16 protein-coding genes are annotated in these 16681 nt (G+C 72.4%); 8 read left to right on the top strand and 8 right to left on the bottom strand.

Translation table 11 applies throughout. The features are described 5' to 3' along the window. Positions 1-2: 2 nt before the first annotated feature. On the top strand, positions 3-1262 hold the full coding sequence (locus ACWEJ6_RS09470) for a cyclopropane-fatty-acyl-phospholipid synthase family protein (protein WP_352357847.1): 1260 nt from the start codon (positions 3-5) through the stop codon (positions 1260-1262). A gap of 90 nt (positions 1263-1352) precedes the next feature. Here the strand turns inward: ACWEJ6_RS09470 and ACWEJ6_RS09465 are convergent, their stop codons facing one another. Further along, positions 1353-1730 carry a hypothetical protein gene (locus ACWEJ6_RS09465; protein WP_452422656.1) on the bottom strand — a complete coding sequence of 126 codons (378 nt, stop codon included), beginning with the start codon at positions 1728-1730 and terminating at the stop codon, positions 1353-1355. A 95-nt stretch (positions 1731-1825) separates the two neighbouring features. Between ACWEJ6_RS09465 and ACWEJ6_RS09460 the strand changes: the two genes are divergently transcribed. Further along, positions 1826-2188 (top strand): DUF488 domain-containing protein, encoded by a 363-nt coding sequence (locus tag ACWEJ6_RS09460; RefSeq protein ID WP_358284134.1) that lies wholly within the window; start codon positions 1826-1828, stop codon positions 2186-2188. 13 nt (positions 2189-2201) lie between these two features. On the opposite strand, the gene ACWEJ6_RS09455 is transcribed toward ACWEJ6_RS09460, so the two are convergent. The 3 genes from ACWEJ6_RS09455 to ACWEJ6_RS09445 all read right to left on the bottom strand — a co-directional run bounded on the left by ACWEJ6_RS09455 (position 2202) and on the right by ACWEJ6_RS09445 (position 5542). Continuing rightward, a complete protein-coding gene (locus ACWEJ6_RS09455) occupies positions 2202-3221 on the bottom strand; it encodes a phosphotransferase (RefSeq protein ID WP_452422654.1) in 1020 nt (339 codons plus the stop codon). A 9-nt stretch (positions 3222-3230) separates the two neighbouring features. Further along, complete coding sequence (locus ACWEJ6_RS09450) at positions 3231-3881, bottom strand: HAD family hydrolase (protein ID WP_452422652.1); 651 nt, start codon at positions 3879-3881, stop codon at positions 3231-3233. Positions 3882-4006: 125 nt separating this feature from the next. Further along, the gene (locus ACWEJ6_RS09445) at positions 4007-5542 is read right to left on the bottom strand and encodes a long-chain-fatty-acid--CoA ligase (RefSeq protein WP_452422650.1); all 1536 of its coding nucleotides are present in this window, start codon (positions 5540-5542) and stop codon (positions 4007-4009) included. A 147-nt stretch (positions 5543-5689) separates the two neighbouring features. Between ACWEJ6_RS09445 and ACWEJ6_RS09440 the strand changes: the two genes are divergently transcribed. After that, positions 5690-7234, top strand: a complete 1545-nt coding sequence (locus ACWEJ6_RS09440; protein ID WP_452422648.1) for a GMC family oxidoreductase — start codon at positions 5690-5692, stop codon at positions 7232-7234. A gap of 54 nt (positions 7235-7288) precedes the next feature. Further along, the gene (locus ACWEJ6_RS09435; RefSeq protein ID WP_387663524.1) at positions 7289-8542 is read left to right on the top strand and encodes a cytochrome P450; all 1254 of its coding nucleotides are present in this window, start codon (positions 7289-7291) and stop codon (positions 8540-8542) included. On the opposite strand, the gene ACWEJ6_RS09430 is transcribed toward ACWEJ6_RS09435, so the two are convergent. Continuing rightward, positions 8517-9998 carry an FAD-dependent oxidoreductase gene (locus ACWEJ6_RS09430; protein WP_452422645.1) on the bottom strand — a complete coding sequence of 494 codons (1482 nt, stop codon included), beginning with the start codon at positions 9996-9998 and terminating at the stop codon, positions 8517-8519. The genes ACWEJ6_RS09435 and ACWEJ6_RS09430 overlap by 26 nt on opposite strands. 50 nt (positions 9999-10048) lie before the next feature. On the opposite strand from ACWEJ6_RS09430, the gene ACWEJ6_RS09425 reads away from it, so the two are divergent. Beyond that, a complete protein-coding gene (locus tag ACWEJ6_RS09425) occupies positions 10049-10735 on the top strand; it encodes a TetR/AcrR family transcriptional regulator C-terminal domain-containing protein (protein WP_452422643.1) in 687 nt (228 codons plus the stop codon). Here ACWEJ6_RS09425 and ACWEJ6_RS09420 read toward each other — a convergent pair. Then, entirely contained in the window at positions 10665-11306 is a 642-nt protein-coding gene (locus tag ACWEJ6_RS09420; protein WP_452422641.1) for a TetR/AcrR family transcriptional regulator C-terminal domain-containing protein, read from the bottom strand. The genes ACWEJ6_RS09425 and ACWEJ6_RS09420 overlap by 71 nt on opposite strands. A gap of 47 nt (positions 11307-11353) precedes the next feature. Here ACWEJ6_RS09420 and ACWEJ6_RS09415 point away from each other — a divergent pair, with 47 nt between their 5' ends. Then, positions 11354-11758 (top strand): ester cyclase, encoded by a 405-nt coding sequence (locus tag ACWEJ6_RS09415; protein WP_397163202.1) that lies wholly within the window; start codon positions 11354-11356, stop codon positions 11756-11758. Here ACWEJ6_RS09415 and ACWEJ6_RS09410 read toward each other — a convergent pair. Continuing rightward, positions 11700-13037, bottom strand: a complete 1338-nt coding sequence (locus ACWEJ6_RS09410; RefSeq protein ID WP_387663534.1) for an MFS transporter — start codon at positions 13035-13037, stop codon at positions 11700-11702. The two genes, ACWEJ6_RS09415 and ACWEJ6_RS09410, sit on opposite strands and share 59 nt — an antisense overlap. Before the next feature lie 74 nt (positions 13038-13111). Between ACWEJ6_RS09410 and ACWEJ6_RS09405 the strand changes: the two genes are divergently transcribed. Further along, positions 13112-13951 (top strand): alpha/beta fold hydrolase, encoded by an 840-nt coding sequence (locus ACWEJ6_RS09405; protein WP_358284160.1) that lies wholly within the window; start codon positions 13112-13114, stop codon positions 13949-13951. Between the two features lie 48 nt (positions 13952-13999). Here the strand turns inward: ACWEJ6_RS09405 and ACWEJ6_RS09400 are convergent, their stop codons facing one another. Then, on the bottom strand, positions 14000-15190 hold the full coding sequence (locus tag ACWEJ6_RS09400) for a methyltransferase domain-containing protein (RefSeq protein ID WP_452422638.1): 1191 nt from the start codon (positions 15188-15190) through the stop codon (positions 14000-14002). 228 nt (positions 15191-15418) lie between these two features. Here ACWEJ6_RS09400 and ACWEJ6_RS09395 point away from each other — a divergent pair, with 228 nt between their 5' ends. After that, the gene (locus ACWEJ6_RS09395) at positions 15419-16660 is read left to right on the top strand and encodes a cytochrome P450 (RefSeq protein ID WP_387663540.1); all 1242 of its coding nucleotides are present in this window, start codon (positions 15419-15421) and stop codon (positions 16658-16660) included. Positions 16661-16681 lie beyond the last annotated feature (21 nt).

Raw genomic sequence — 16681 nt, 5'->3', positions numbered from 1 at the left:
GCATGGCTCTCGCAAGCATCTTTGAGAAGATCGTCGGCTCTGACGCGAACATCTCGTTCATGGCCTATGACGGCAGCAAGGCCGGTCCCGACGGCGCCGACCTCGGTCTTGAGGTCAAGTCGCCCATCGCGGTGGCCTACCTGGCACAGGCCCCCGGGGAACTGGGTCTGGCCAGGGCGTACATCTCGGGGCACATCGACGTGCACGGCGACCTGTACACCCTGCTCGACCGCATGTGGAACATCACCACCAACGACCTGACCGCGGGCGAGAAGCTGGCCGCCGTGCGGTCGCTGGGCGTCAAGCCGTTGCTGATGCGGGTGCCGCCGCCTCCGCAGGAGGTGCGTCAGAGCGCCCTGGCCCGGCTCGGCTCGCGGCACGCCAAGCAGCGTGACGCCGAGGCGATCCACCACCACTACGACGTGTCCAACCGGTTCTACCGGTGGGTGCTGGGGCCGTCCATGGCCTACACGTGCGCGACCTACCCCGAGGAGGGCGCGACGCTGGAGGAGGCCCAGTACACGAAGTTCGACCTGGTGGCCAGGAAGCTCGACCTCAAGCCGGGCATGCGCCTGCTCGACGTCGGCTGCGGCTGGGGCGGCATGGTCATCCACGCGGCCAAGCACTACGGCGTCAAGGCGCTGGGCGTGACGCTGAGCCGCCAGCAGGCCGAGTGGGCCCAGAAGGCGATCGCGGACGAGGGCCTCCAGGACCTCGCCGAGGTGCGCTTCATGGACTACCGCGACGTGCGGGAGACCGGTTTCGACGCGGTCAGCTCCATCGGCCTGACCGAGCACATCGGCAAGGACAACGTCCCGTCGTACTTCGAGTTCCTCTACGGCAAGCTCAAGCCCGGCGGCCGGCTGCTCAACCACTGCATCACCCGTCCGACGGGCAAGGAGAAGACGTTCAACAAGGGCGGCTTCATCAACCGCTACGTCTTCCCCGACGGCGAGCTGGAGTCGGTGGGCTGGCTGATCAGGCAGATGGAGGACATCGGCTTCGAGATCCGCCACGAGGAGAACCTGCGCGAGCACTACGCCAAGACCCTGCGCCACTGGTGCGACAACCTCGACGCCAACTGGGACGAGGCCGTCCAGGAGGTCGGGATGGGCACGGCCAGGGTGTGGGCCCTGTACATGGCGGGCTGCATCGTGGGCTTCGAGCGCAACAAGGTCCAGCTGCACCAGGTGCTGGGCGTCAAGCTCGACGACGACGGCCGGTCCGGTGTGCAGCTGCGTCCGGCGGTCAACTGGCCGTGACGGGCGGGAGAGGGCCCGTCGCCCTCTCCCCACGGCTCACCCCGCCCCAAGGCGCGGTCCGAGCGGCCGGCCCCCTGGGTGTGTCCGGGGTCAGAGGTGGCCCACGGCGGTGACGGGCACGCGGGTGCGCGGGCACGACCAGGTCGCGACGCCGTCCACCACCGTCGCGGCCAGCGGGTGGGTGCCGGGATGCTCGGGGCACTCCGGCCACACCGCGGGCAGCCCCTGACCCCACAGCGCCTCGACCGCCCACTCCTGCGCCTGGTCGGCGAGGTCGGCCACCTGCTCGGCCGGGCCGCCGGCGACGCCGAGGCGCAGGCCCACGCCGCTGCCGTCGGGCGCGAACAGCATGAGCACCCGCTCGCCGCCCCAGAGCGGCGTCTCCTCCCGCAGGTCCGGGCGCACCCCGCAGGTGGCGCGCAGGTCGCGGAGCACGGGCAGCAGCGCGTCGGGGATCGGCTCGTCCACATCCCGGATCCTAGACGTCCCCCGGCCGGGTCCCTGAACGGCGCTTGGCGTCGCCCGGCGTAGCGTGGTCTCACGGTCGGAAGGAGGGGCGGACGGTGACGGCTGGGAACAAGGTTCGGGTGCGCCGGGTCTACGAGGAGCCCGCGCCGGACGACGGCGCCCGGGTGCTGGTCGACCGGCTGTGGCCGCGCGGGCTGGCCAAGGCCGACGCCCATCTCGACGAATGGTGCAAGCAGGTCGCTCCCTCCACCGAGCTGCGCACCTGGTACCGGCACGACCCCGACCGGTTCGCGGAGTTCGGCGACCGCTACCGGGACGAGCTGGCCGAGCCCGAGCGGGCCGAGGCGGTCGCCCACCTGCGCGAGCTCGCCGGGAAGGGCCCGCTGACCCTGCTCACCGCCACCAAGCAGCCCGAGATCAGCGAGGCCGCGGTGCTCGCCGAACTGCTCGGCGCCTGACCGCCGGGGACGCTCAGCGGGCGGAGGGCCCGCCGGCGGCCAGGCCGTCGAGCGTGCGGGTGAGGAAGTGCCAGCTCAGCTCGGCGTCGCGGGTGTGGCCGTGCGGGGCGCGGAACAGGGCGACGTACTGGGCCACGTCGTCGAGGCTCCAGCGCAGCCGGTAGAGGGCCAGGGCGGCGGGGTCGGGCGTACGGCCGGTGGCGGCCGCGTACCTGGCCAGGTCGCCGGGGGTCCTGGCGACCAGCCACAGGTCCCGTTCCGGCACGGCCAGGCCGACGGTGTCCCAGTCGATCAGCAGGCAGCGGCCCTCGTGCCGGAGCACGTTGCCGGGGTGGGGTTCGCCGTGGGTGACGACGGGCGGGCCGAGGTCGCGGCAGCCGCGGTCGAAGTCGCGCAGCCGGGCGTGCAGGGTTCCGGCGTGCCGGTCGAGCAGGGCTCGGGCCCGCTCGGCGTACGGGCCGCCGGTCCACGGGCGGCCGGTCTCGTCGAGGGCCCGCTCCAGCGCCGCCCGTCCGGCCGGCTGCAGGGGGCGGGACGGGGTGGATGGGGGCGGGGGCGTGCCGTGCAGCTCGGCCAGCAGGTCGATGACCTGGGCGCGGTCGTGCTCGGCCGGCTCGTCGTCGAAGCCGCCGGTGACGCCGTCGACGAACGGGAAGACGCTCAGCGCGTACCGGGCGGCGAGCGGGCGGAGCAGCGCGCCGCCGTCGAGGTCCGGCACGGGCGCGACCACGAACTTCAGGGTCGCGGACAGCGCCGCCGCCGTCTCCAGCGCCCGCCCCAGCTCCCCGAACGCCACCCGCGCCCCTTCGCCCAGGCCACCGGCCGCCCGTGGCTCGCGGGGGAGGGGGGCATTCGGCGCGGAGGGCAGGGTGGCGGCGGTGAGGAACCAGCGTCGTCCGTCGGCGCCGGTCGCGATCCAGTGGTGGTCGCCGAAGCCCACCGGCGCGTGCGCCAGCCCGACGGCCTTGATCCCCCACGCCTCCAGGGCGGGCACCAGCAGCGATTCGTCCAGATCCGCGGGCTTGTCACGCATCCGGCCACATTAGCGACCGCCCTCGCCGCCGGGCATCCCGATTAACAGCTCCATGGCCGCCAGCACGTCGTCCACCGTGAGGTCCGACGGGGGAGCCGCCGCGCCCGTCCCGCGGTCGATCCAGATCGTCCGCAGTCCGGCCGCGCGTCCGCCCGCGATGTCCTTCTCCGGGTCGTCGCCCACCATCCACCCGCCCGCCGGCACGGCTCCGCACCGGTCGGCGGCGATCCGGAACAGCCGCGCGCCGGGTTTGCGCACGCCCTCCGCGCCGGAGATCGCCCACCCGTCCACCCGCTCGGCCAGCCCGGTACGCCGGATCTTGCCCGTCTGGTTGTCGGCCATCCCGTTCGTCACGATCCCGACCGCCCACCCCGCCGCCCGCAGCCGGTCGAGCCCCGCCAGCACCTCGGCACGGCACTCCACCAGCCACGGCAGCCTGGCCCGGTAGGCCCGCCACAACTCCTCGACGGGCTCGGCAAGCGCGAAGCGCTCGCGTACGCGGGCGAAGAAGGCGTCCATCGGCACGGACCCGTCGGCGTCCAGCCGTACCAGCCAGTCCACGGCGTCCGGGCCCAGCCCGCGCTCCGCGGCGAACCCGGCCGCCCACAGCCGGAACGCCGCCAGCCGGTCGATCAGCGTGTTGTCCAGGTCGAACAGCACGAGCGGGCGGGCCTCGGTGATCGGCTCAGCGGTCGGCTCAGCGGTCGGCTCAGCGGTCGGCTCAGCGGTCGGCTCGGTGATCGGCGCGGCCGGAAGGCGCGGGCCGGGGCCCGCGCCGTGGCCGGTCAGCGGAGCTCGCGCTTGAGGATCTTGCCCGTGGCCGTCATCGGCAGGGCGTCGCGGAACTCGACGATCCTCGGGTACTTGTAGGCCGCCATGTTCTCCTTGGCCCAGGCGATCAGCTCGTCCTCGGTGACCGACGAGCCGGGCGTGCGGATGACGTACGCCTTGACCTCCTCGCCGTGCGACTCGTGCGGGACGCCCACGACCGCCGCCAGCGACACCGCCTCGTGGGTCATGAGCACCTCCTCCAGCTCGCGCGGGTAGACGTTGAAGCCGCCCCGGATGATCATGTCCTTGGCCCGGTCGATGATGGCGTAGTAGCCGTCGGCGTCGCGGGTGGCGATGTCGCCGGTGCGGAACCAGCCGTCCTTGAGCACCTCGGCCGTCGCCTCCGGGCGGCCGTAGTAGCCCTTCATGACGTTGTGGCCGCGGATGGCGATCTCGCCGGGGCCCTCGCCCTCGACCGTCTTCCAGTCGCCGTCGATCAGCTTCATCTCCACGCCCCAGATGGGCGTGCCGATCGTGCCGGGCTTGGTGGGCCGTCCGAGCTGGTTGAAGCTGGCCACGGGGGAGGTCTCCGACAGGCCGTACCCCTCCAGGATGCCGATGCCGAAGGTCTGCTCGAAGTCCTTCAGCACCTCCACCGGCGAGGACGCGCCACCGGCCACGGCCACCTTCAGGCTGCGCGCCACCTCGGCGCCCTCGGCGTGGATCTTCGTGAGCATGCCCCAGTACATCGTCGGGACGCCGGCGAAGGTCGTCACGCTCTCCTTGCGCATGAGCTCCAGGGCCTCGCCCGGCTCGAAGCGCGGCATCAGCACGACCGTCGCGCCGCGCATGAAGGCGGTGTTCATGACGGTCGTCTGGCCGAAGGAGTGGAACAGCGGCAGCACCGCGAGGTAGGTGTCGCCGCCCTCGCTGCGCGGGAACATCCGGTCGCTGATCAGGGCGTTCATCAGCATGTTCTGGTGGCTGAGCTCGGCGCCCTTGGGCTGGCCCGTGGTGCCCGAGGTGTAGAGGATCACGGCGGTGTCCTCGGGGTCGGTCTGCACCGTCTCGAAGTCGGCCGGCACGCCGTTGAGCGCCGCCCACACCGTCTCGCCGTACGGGGACTCGGTGGCCAGCGGGGTGGCGGGCAGCACGAAGAAGTGCTCGCAGCCGTCCGCGGCCTCGAAGCCCGCCTTGCCGCGCTCGCCCAGCGGCAGCTCCGGCGAGCCCTCGAAGCAGAACAGCGCCTTGGCGTCGCTGTCGTCGAGGTGGTAGGCGATCTCCCGGCCCTGCAGCAGCACGTTCAGCGGCACCACGGTGGCGCCGGCCTTGAGGATGCCGAAGTAGACGAACGGGAAGTACGGCAGGTTGGGACAGGCCAGCGCCACCTTGTCGCCCTTGCCGATGCCCCGCGACACCAGCAGGTTCGCCACCTGGCGGGCGACAGTGTCGATCATGCCGTACGGCAGGCGCATGTCGCCGAAGACGATCGCCGTGCCGTCGGGGTTGTTTCTGGCGCTGTCCTCCAGGACGACCGACAAGTTGAGCATGAACGCCTTCCTCCTCTGTACGCGCTTGCCGCCATCTTGGCATCACCCCATACCGACCGGTAGGTAACCAAGGTTACAGATGCATATGGACGCGAAAGCTCACCTGGAGTAAGCAAGTGGCAGGTTACTTAGCCCCCTGGAGTGCTCATGCAGTACGACTACGTGATCGTCGGAGCGGGGTCCGCCGGGTGCGTGCTGGCCAACCGGCTGTCGGCGGACCCGTCGGTGTCGGTGGCGCTGGTCGAGGCGGGCGGGCATGACGACAAGCTGGAGATCCGCATGCCCGCCGGCTTCGCCAAGCTGTTCAAGACCGACTACGACTGGAACTTCACGACGGCCAAGCAGGGCGAGATGTCCGGCCGCGAGCTCTACTGGCCGCGCGGCCGGGTGATCGGGGGCTCGTCCTCGCTCAACGCGCAGATGTGGGTGCGCGGCTGCCAGGAGGACTACGACCAGTGGGGGGTGCCCGGCTGGACGTACGAGGAGGTCCTGCCCTACTTCACCAGGGCCGAGCAGCGCGTCGGCAGCAACCACGGCGGCGTCTACGGCACCTCCGGCCCGCTCTACGTCTCCGAGCTGCGCAGCCCCAACGTCACCACGGCGGCCTTCCTGCGGGCCTGCGAGGAGCTGGGCCTGACCCGGCTGGCGGAGCTGAACGGCCGCTCCAACGAGGGCTACTGCCCCACCCCCGTCACCCAGAACCGCGGCCGCAGGTGGAGCGCCGCGGACGCCTACCTGCGCCCGGCCGCCGCCAGGCCGAACCTCACCGTGCTCACCGGCGCGACCGTGGACCGCGTGGTGTTCGAGGGCTCCCGCGCCGTCGGCATCGAGCACAGCGGCGGCACCATGGTCAGGGCGGCCAGGGAGGTCGTCCTGTCGGCGGGGGCGATCGGCTCGCCGTACCTGCTGATGCGCTCCGGGGTGGGCGCGGCCGATGAGCTGCGCGACGCGGGGGTGCCGGTCGTGCGCGAGCTGCCCGAGGTCGGCAAGAACCTCCAGGACCACCTCGCCTCCGGCGTGTACGTCGAGTGCAAGGAGCCGGTGACGCTGACCAAGGCCGAGTCCCTGGTGAACCTGCTGCGCTACATCGTGCTGCGTTCGGGCATGCTGACCACGAACGTCGGCGAGGCGGTCGCCTTCGTCCGGACCTCGGCCGAGGAGCCCGCCCCCGACATCGAGCTCGTCTTCGCCCCCGGCCCGTTCGTCGACCACGGGCTCACCCCGCCGACCGGCCACGGCCTGACTGTCGGCGTCGTGCTGCTGCAGCCGCAGAGCCGCGGCAGGGTCGGGCTGAGCGGCCGCGACGTGCTGATCGACCCCGGCTATCTGAGCGCGGAGGCCGACGTCAAGCGCCTGGTCGCCGGGCTGAAGACGGCCAAGCAGGTGTTCGCGACGAGCGCGATGAAGCGGTACGCGGGCGGCCCGATGGCGCCGTACTGGGGGCCGGAGAGCGACGAGGAGCTGGCCCGGTGGGTGCGCGAACGCGGCGAGACCCTCTACCACCCCGTCGGCACCTGCCGGATGGGCACCGACGAGGGGTCGGTCGTGGACCCGTCGCTCCGGGTGCGCGGCCTCGAAGGGCTCAGGGTGGTGGACGTGTCCGTCATGCCGACGCTCAACCGCGGCCACACGCACGCCCCGGCGATCATGATCGGCGAGAAGGGCTCCGAGTTGATCCTGGGAAACCGGTAGCCGCGATGCGGCGGACCTTGACGTAAGTGAGCACTTGCCCAAGGCTTGGACGGTATGACGCTCTCCGCGGATCTGGACATCTCGCAGATACCGTTCTGGGGACTGCCGCAGGCGGACCGCTTGGAGACCTTCCGCCGCCTGCGCCGGCTCGAACGGCCCCTCTTCGTGCCGGAGCAGACCGTGCCGTTCATCGGCGGCGGGCCCGGCTACCACGCCCTCGTGCGCCACGCCGACGTGACCGAGGCCAGCAGGAACGCGGCTGTCTTCAGCAGTGAGCCGTGCTCCAACAGCATCCCGGACATGCCGCGCTGGCTCAGCGTCTACTTCGGTTCGATGATCAACATGGACGACCCGCGCCACGCCCGCCTGCGCAGGATCGTCTCCAGGGCCTTCACCCCGCGCATCCTGGCCAAGATGGAGGAGGACCTGGCCAGGGCCGCCGCCGAGATCGTGGACGAGGCGATCGAGCAGGGGCCGGGCGACTTCGTGGCGCAGGTCGCCGCCCGGCTCCCCGTACGGGTCATCTGCGACATGATGGGGATTCCGCCGAAATTTCATGACCTGGTGTTGCGACGGACCAACGTCATCCTCGGCAACGCCGACCCCGAGTACACCGGCATCGACCCGAACTTCAGCCGCGTCAACGTCGCCCGCGGCCTGGCCAAGCTGCTGCGCGCCGGCTACTCGCTGAACCGGATGGCCGCCCGCCTCGGCGACGAGCGCCGCAAACGCCCGACCGGCGACCTGGTCAGCCTGCTCGTGGGCGGCGAGGAGCGGCTCAGCCCGCAGGAGCTGGGGTCGTTCTTCATCCTGCTGGTGGTGGCCGGCAGCGAGACCACCCGCAACGCCATCGCCTATGGGCTGAAGCTGTTCACCGACCATCCCGGCCAGCGGGAGCTGCTGCTGGCCGACTTCGACGCGCGCGTCGGCCGGGCGTGCGACGAGATCGTGCGCTACGCGACCCCGGTGATCCAGTTCCGCCGCACGCTGACCCGGGACCACGAGATGAACGGCGTGCCGTACAAGAAGGGCGACAAGGTGCTGCTCTTCTACAACTCGGCCAACCGCGACGAGTCCGTCTTCACCGACCCGGACGTCTTCGACATCACCCGCGACCCCAACCCGCACGTCGGCTTCGGCGGCCCCGGGCCGCACTACTGCCTGGGCGCCCACCTGGCGCGCAGGGAGATGAGCGTGATGTTCCGCGAGCTGTTCACCCGCCTGCCCGGCATCAGGACGGCCGGCGAGCCCGACTTCCTGCTGTCGAACTTCATCAACGGCATCAAGCACCTGCCGTACACGTTCTGACCGCCTCGGCCAGGTCGTCGTCCGCGCCGCGCCAGGCCACGAACCCGTCCGGCCGCACCAGCACGGTCCCGTACGGCCAGCCCTCGACCACGTGCACCGGGACGCCGGGGTCGGGCACCGGCGCGCCGGTGAACACGCTGAAATCGGGCCCGACCAGGTCGAGGCTGGACCGTTCGCCGATCCACACGTGCGGCAGCCGCGAGCCGGGCGAGCCGTCGAGGCAGAGCGTCACGTCCTCGGTGGAGGGCAGGCCCTCGACCGCCGAGGCGCCGCCGTAACGGTAACCGACGTGCACGATCGGGGCGTTCACCGCGCCCGCCGCCGCCCTGAGCCGGGCGGCCTCGGGGCCGGAGCCGAAGTGCATCCGCAGGTCCCGCATCCGCAGCCGCGACTGCTCCAGCGCCAGCAGCGCGACCGGCCGCCGCTCGTCGTGGTAGGTGTCCAGCAGTGCGGGCGCCGACCGGCCGGTCAGCACGCGGGCCAGCTTCCAGGCCAGGTTGTGGGCGTCGGCGACCCCCGTGTTCAGCCCGAACGCGCCCGTCGGGGGCACGGCGTGCGCCGCGTCGCCGGCGAGGAAGACCCGCCCTTCGCGGAACCGGTCGGCGACCTGGCCGCGGGCCCGCCAGCCCAGCACGCTGACGATCTCGACCTTCAGCCCGGGGTCGCCGATCGCGGTCCTGAGCAGGTCGGGGCTCGGTTCCTGGGCGGTGTGGAAGACCCATTCGGTCTCGCCGTCGATGGCCATGAGCATGCCCGGCGCGTCGGGAGTGGTGAGCTCGGCGAGCGCGAAGCCGTACCCGTCGGTCAGGTGGCTCAGGTCGGCGTGGAACATGACGTTGTGCAGCTCGGGGCCGAGCGCGCCGGGGCCGGTCACGCCGATGCCGAGCGCCGCCCGTACCCCGCTGCGCACGCCGTCCGCGGCGATCACGTAGCGGGCGCGCAGGGTGCGGGTCCCGTCCGGGCCGGACACGACCGCCGTCACGCCGTCGGCGTCCTGCTCCAGGGAGAGCAGTTCGGTGTCGTACGCGACGTGCGCGCCGCGCTCGCGGGCGGCGTCGAGCAGCACCCGGTCCAGCCGGTTCTGCGGGCATATGCCGCGCAGCCGGGCCGGGCTGTAGGCCGCCGTGTCGAACATCCGCGTCCGGGCGGGCAGGCCGGCCGCGATCGCGGCGAGGTCGGCGCCGGCCAGCGTGTCCACGGTGATCTTGCCGAGGGTCGCGTTCGTCATGTCGATGGCCACCTCGTCCACCGCCCGTTCGAGGCCGGCCTCGCGGAGCAGCTCGACCGTCCGCGGGCCGATGCCGGTGGCGCGGGGGTGCGCCCGCGGGCCGGGCTCGCGCTCGACGACCAGGGCGGGCACGCCGTGGCGGGCGAGGAACACGGCCGCGCTCAGCCCGACGCTGCCGCCGCCGACGATCAGGACGTCGGTGGTTTGTGGGAACACTGTTTCCGTCATGGGAACACTGTAACCACAGGCGTACGATGAAGGCCAGAGGGGGGAGCCGGATGTCACTGGTGTGGAGTCGCGAGCCGTACGCGCCGAAGCGTCAGGCCCTGAGCGTCGAGGCGATCGTGCGGGCCGCGATCGCGGTGGCCGACGCCGAGGGCCTCGACGCGGTGTCCATGCGCCGGGTGGCGAGCGAGGTCAAGTCGGGCACCACCTCGCTCTACCGCTACCTGGAGAACCGCGACGAGCTGCTCGACCTCATGGTCGACGCGGTGTGGGGCGAGGGGGAGCCCGGTCCGCTGACCGGAGACTGGCGGGCCGACCTGGCCGGGGTGGCCCGCGACCAGCGCGCGGGCGTGCTGCGCCATCCGTGGCTGGCCGCGCTGATGACGAGCAGGCCGGCGCTCGGGCCCAACTCGCTGCGGCGGGTGGAGCACGCGCTGTCCGCGGCCCGGTCGCTGACCTCCGACATCACCCGGGCCGCCGCCGTGATCGGGGTGATCGGCGACTACGTGCTGGGCGCGGTGGCCAAGGAGCTGGCCGAGCAGGAGGCGCTGCGCCGCACGGGGCTGTCGGAGGAGGAGTGGCGGGCGACGATCGGCCCCTATGTCCGCGAGGTGATGGCCACCGGCGCCTACCCGGAGTTCAACCGGCGGGTGGCCGAGGCCGACGACCTCAGCTTCGCCGACCAGTTCGAGTTCGGGCTGGAGTGCCTCCTTCAGGGGTTCGCGGAGCGAATCCGCTGAGCAGGGCCGCCACGGCCAGCTCGAAGCGCTCCCGGTGGTCCTCGGGCGTGCCGAGGCCGTCGGCGACCGCCCGCGCCAGCACCGGATGGTCCGCCAGGTCCAGGTCGGGCTGCCGCGGGCTGTCCGGCCCCGCCTCGGCCAGCGTGTGCCCGATCACGAACGTCGACACCGCGTTGATGACGTGCAGCGCCTCCTTGGCCGTGAAGCCCGCCCGGGTCAGCGCGGCGGCGGCGCCTTCGACCATGCCCAGGGCTCCCGGCGTGGCCACCGGCCGGATCGCGACCACCGGCATGAGCGCGGGATGCCGCAGCAGCTCGGCCCTGATCGACTCGGCGAACGCCCGCATCCACACCCGCCAGTCGCCGGAGGGCTCGATCGTGACGCGCGAGAGCACCAGCTCGACCAGCCCGTCGAGGACCGCGTCCTTGTTCGGCACGTAGTAGTAGAGCGTCATCGCCTCCACGCCCAGCTCCTTGCCCAGCTTGCGCATGGACAGCCCGGCCGCGCCCTCGCGGTCGAGGAGTTCGAGGGCCGCCTCCAGCACCCGCTCCCTTGACATCCGCTCTCTCATACACCGTAAGATACTGCTGTCTTACACCGTAAGAGAGAGGGCCGACCGTGATCACCGACTTCTTCGCCGCCGTCAACGAACGCCGCCTCGACGACCTGGGCGACTACCTGACCCCCGACGTCGTCGACCACAACAAGATCATTTTTGGCGAGCCGGACGAGCCCGGCGCCGCCTTCGAGGGCATCCGGATGCAGCTCGACGCGTTCGACCCGTTCCACATCGAGGTCGAGGAGGTCGTCGCCGAGGGGGACAGACTGGTCGCCCGGCTCCGCATGACCGGCACGCACTCCGGCACCCACCCGCGCATGCCCACGCCCACCGGGCGCAGTTTCGACGTCGAGGCGATCTTCCTGGTCACCCTGCGCGAGGGGCGGATCAGCGAGATCCGCGCGGTCAGCGACCGGCTGGGCCTGTTCCTCCAGCTGGGCTGGGACTGGCCGGAGACCGACTGACCCGCCCGCCAGCCAGGGCCAGCGGCAGCAGCGCGCCCGCCAGCGCCAGCCCGGCCGCCACCAGCAACATCGTGGACACCCCCGACCGGTACGGCGCCGCCAGCACCGCCACGCCCACCGCCGTGCCGACCTGCTTGAGCGTGTTCACCGTCCCGGTGGCCATGCCCACCTGATCCATCGGCGCGGTCAGGCCGACCTGGTTGGCCACCACGTTGCCCGCGCCGAGCCCCAGGCCGCCGAGGAACAGCCCGGCCATGATGGGCGTCCACCGGTCGGCCGCCGGGATCGCCATCACCAGCAGCGCCACGGTGATCAGCGCCGGGCCGGCGGCGATCAGCACGCCCATGGGCCAGCGGTGCAGCACCTGGCCGACCGCGATCGGGCCGATGACCGCGGCCACGCTGAAGGCCAGGAAACGCACCCCGGCCTCGATCGGGCTCGCCTCCAGGGGGCCCTGCACGTACAGGGTGAGGTACGTGAACCCGCCCAGCAGCGCGGCCAGCATGAGCAGCGTCGTGGCTGAGCCGACCGCGAACACCCGGTTCCGGAACAGCCCGAAGTCGATCATCGGGGTCGCCGTCCGCCGCTCGGCGAAGACGAACGCCGCCAGCAGCGCGAGCCCGGCCACCAGCAGCAGCGGCACGTCGTGGATGAGCGCCGGGATGACGGCGAACAGCGCCGCGGCGATCAGCACGACGCCCAGCGGGTCCAGGTGGCCCCGGCCGCGCGACTCCGGCACCCGCTGCCGCAGCGCCACCACCACGAACACGCCGATCGGCAGGTTGATCAGGAAGATGGCCCGCCAGCCGAACGTCGCCGTCAGCACGCCGCCCACCACCGGGCCCAGCGTCATCGCCAGGCCGGAGACGGCGCTGAAGATGCCGAGCGCCCGGCCCCGGGCCGGGCCCTCCGGGTAGACCGAGGCGATCAGCGGGGTCGTGGTGCCGTACAGCGCGGACGCGCCCAGGCCCTGGACGCCCCTGGCCACGTCCAGCAGGGCAGCCGTGGGGGCCAGCGCGCAGGCCAGCGAGGCCACCGTGAAGACCGTCACGCCCACGGCCAGCATCCGGCGGCGGCCGTACCTGTCGGCCAGCACCCCGGCGGGCAGCAGGACGGCGGCCAGCGTCAGAGCGTACGCGTCCACCACCCACTGCACCTCGGGCAGGCTCGCCCCCAGGGCGGCGCGGATGTCGGGCAGCGCGATCGTCACGGCGGTCAGGTCCACCACCACGAGCACGATGGTCAGTGAGGCGAGAGCGAGAACCCATCCGCGTCGCATGCCTGCTCCTCACGATGAAAGGCCCCTTGTGCAGTGGTACTCCCGGAAGGAGGCGAATGCTAGGTTTCGCAGTCATGGAGATCAGAACGATCCACGCCAACGGTGTGGAGTTCGCGTATCTGACCGTGGGGGAGGGGCCGCTGGCGTTGTGCCTGCACGGGTTCCCCGACACCGCGCACACCTGGCGGCACCTGATGCCCGAGCTGGCCGGACGCGGCTACCGCGCCGTCGCGCCGTTCAGCCGCGGCTACGCGCCCACCGAGATCCCGGCCGACGGCGCGTACGAGGAGGCCGCCCTGGTCGCCGACGTGCGCGCGTTGCACGAGGAGCTCGGCGGCGACGAGAACGCGGTGATCGTCGGGCACGACTGGGGGGCCTTCCCCGCCTACGCCCTGGCCGGGCGTTTCCGCCGGGCGGTCGCGCTCGCGGTGCCGCCGCCGGGCGCGCAGCTTCCCGGGCTGCTGGCGTACGAGCAGCTCAAGCGGTCGTTCTACATCTTCCTGTTCCAGACCGTGCTGGCCGAGCCGGCCGCGGCAGACCCGGCCTTCCTCGACCGGCTGTGGCGGGACTGGTCGCCCGGCCACGACCCGGCCGAGGACCTGGCGTTCGTCCGGCGCAGCCTGGGCGAGCCCGCCAACATGGCGGCGGCCATCGGGTACTACCGCGCCGCGCTCGGCACCACGCCCCCCTCGGGCCGCTACCCGGACGTCGACCCCGCCACCGCGGGCCCGGTCCTGTACCTGCACGGCGAGCGCGACGGGTGCATGGGCGTGGAGATGGCCAAGGACGCGGCCGGCAGCCTGCCGCCGGGGTCGCGGGTCGAGCTGGTGGCGGACGCGGGCCACTTCCTGCACCTGGAACGGCCCGCGGAGGTCAACCGCCTCATCCTCGACTGGCTCGGCCCCGCCTCCTGACCTCGGCGATCACCGGGTGGGGACCGGCTCGCCTCCTGACCTCGGCGCTCACCGGGTGGCACCTCGTCCGGCGCGGTCCCGCCTGCTGAGTACGGTGATCACCGGGTGGCGTCCTGACAGGCTCACCGGGAGCGCCTGCTCGATCGTGAACCCGCGCGGGGCGCCGCCCGGTGTCCCGCCGGGGCCGGGGTCGTCGTGGAGCAGCGCCACGGCCAGGCCGCCGGGTTCCAGCACCCGCCGCACCTCCCGCCACAACGGGTCCAGGCCGGGCCCGAGCAGGCCGCGCGGCGGCACCTGACGTCCCCAGGGCGGGTTCACCAGCACCCGTCGCACGCTTCCGTCCGCCACGGGGAGCCGTCCGGCGTCGGCGAGCCCCCAGCGGAACGGGCGCGGACCGTCCAGTGGCAGGGCGGCCCGAGCGTTCGCGGCGGCCGCCGCGACGGCGGCCGGGTCGCGGTCGAACCCGACGAACCCGACACCCCCGACACCCCCGACACCCCCGACACCCCCGACACCCCCGACACTCTTGGAACCCCCGGCGAGCCCGGAGAGCCCGGAGAGCCCGGTGGGCTCGGTGTGGGGCGCGCGCGTGAGCGCGTGGGCCTCGATGAGTGTGGTGCCCGCCCCGCAGCAGGGGTCGAGCACGACGCCGCGGAAGCCCTCCGCGCCCAGCCCGGCGAGCTGGGCCATCGCGGCCGCCAGCGGCGGGTGCAGCGTGCCCGGGATCGAGGCCGTCTTGTACGGCCTGCGGTGCAGCGGCCGGTCACCGGCCCGCCGGGCGATGACCGCCTGGTCGCCCTCGATCGTCACCCGCCACGCCGTCGCCCCCGCGGGTGGCCGGCCGCCGTCCCGCCGGGAGTGGTAGCGCAGGCGCCACGACCGGGCCAGCTCGGTCCCGACGGCGTCCTCGATCTCGTGCCTGGTGTAGTTGCGGCGTCCCACGAACGAGGCCGAGACCTCGACGTCGGGGCCGCCGGGCGGGCCGAGGTCGATCCCGCGGGCCGCCCGCGCCAGCCGGGCGAGCGCGGAGCGGCCGTGGCCGACCCCGTCCACCACGGCCGCGGCCAGCAGTACGTCGTCCGCGGTGCGCAATCCCAGGAGCCCGGCGCCGGGCCGGACCTCGAACCACACCTCCCGATGGCGGACGCCGACGACGACCCCGAGACGGGCACGCCGGATCTCCGCCGCGACCAGGGGTTCGGTGCCACGCACCGCCCTGGCCACCGCCAAGGTGAGCAACTGTTCTTCTCCCACGTAGCGACCCGGGACGGCGGCAGGCCGCCCCGCATCACCGGCGGTGGGTCAGCCCACGGCCCGCCGGCGGATCGCTAGCCGAGGAGGAAGAAGAACGTCATGCGCGGCACCCTACAAAGCCCCGACGGCGCGAGCCACCGGTTTTTCGGGCAGCCACGTACGGTGTACGTCGAACCCATTGACGTAAGTGGTCGCTTTCCGAATGATGGCCCTATGACCGTCCTGGACTTCGACCTTTCGGACCGGAACTTCTGGGCCAGGCCCATGAGCGAGCGCGAGGCGGCGTTCGACCGGTTGCGCGCCCGCGAGACGCCGGCCTTCTTCGAGGAGATGGAGATGGCCGTCGCGCCCAAGGGGCCCGGCTACTACGCGCTGGCCAGGCACGCCGACATCCTGGAGGCGAGCCGCAACCCCGAGGTCTTCTGCTCCGGCGACGGCGGCGCGACGAACATCCCCGACATGCCCGCCGAGTTCACCGAGTACTTCGGCTCCATGATCAACATGGACGACCCCCGGCACGCCCGGCTGCGCAGGATCGTCTCCCGCGCGTTCACCCCCAAGATGATCAAACAGTTCGAGTCGGACGTCGAGGCCGCCGCCGTGCGCATCGTGGACGACCTGGTGGCCGCCGGTCCCGGCGGCGACTTCGTCACCGACGTGGCCGCGCGCCTTCCGCTGAAGATCATCTGCGACATGATGGGCATTCCCGAGCGCGACTACCGGTTCGTCTTCGACCGCTCGAACATCATCCTCGGCGGCTTCGACCCCGAGTACACCGGTGGCGACCTCGACCAGCTCGCCACCCGCCTGCTCACCGCCGGGATGGAGCTGCAGCAGCTCGTCCAGGACCTCGCCGCCCACCGCACCGCCAACCCCACCAACGACCTGACGTCCTCGCTGGTCAACGCCAACATCGACGGCGAGCGGCTGACGATGCAGGAGCTGGGGTCGTTCTTCATCCTGCTGGTGGTCGCGGGCAACGAGACGACCAGGAACGCCATCTCCTACGGCCTGCGCCTGCTCACCAAGAACCCCGACCAGCGCGCCCTGTGGCTGGAGGACGTCGAGGGCCGCGCCCCCGGGGCGGTGGAGGAGATCGTCCGGCTGGCCTCGCCGGTGAACTTCATGCGCCGCAAGGTCACCCGCGACCACGAGATGAACGGCCACCTCTACCGCGCCGGCGAGAAGGTGGTGCTGTTCTACTGGGCGGCGAACCGGGACGAGCGGGTGTTCGCCGACCCGTACCGCTTCGACATCACCCGCCACCCCAACCCGCACGTCGGCTTCGGCGGGCCGGGGCCGCACTTCTGCCTCGGCGCCCACCTGGCCCGGCGGGAGATCACGGTGATGTTCCGCGAGCTGCTGCGCCGGGTGCCGCAGATCGAGGGCGGCAGGCCCGACCGCCTGCACTCCTCGTTCATCAACGGGATCAAGCACATGGAGTGCACGTTCTGAGCCGGGCGCGGCGGCGCCCGG

The sequence above is a fragment of the Nonomuraea sp. NPDC004702 genome, assembly GCF_053601695.1.
The sequence above is the reverse complement of the archived record's forward strand: the minus strand, read 5'-3'. Positions and strand labels throughout refer to the sequence as shown.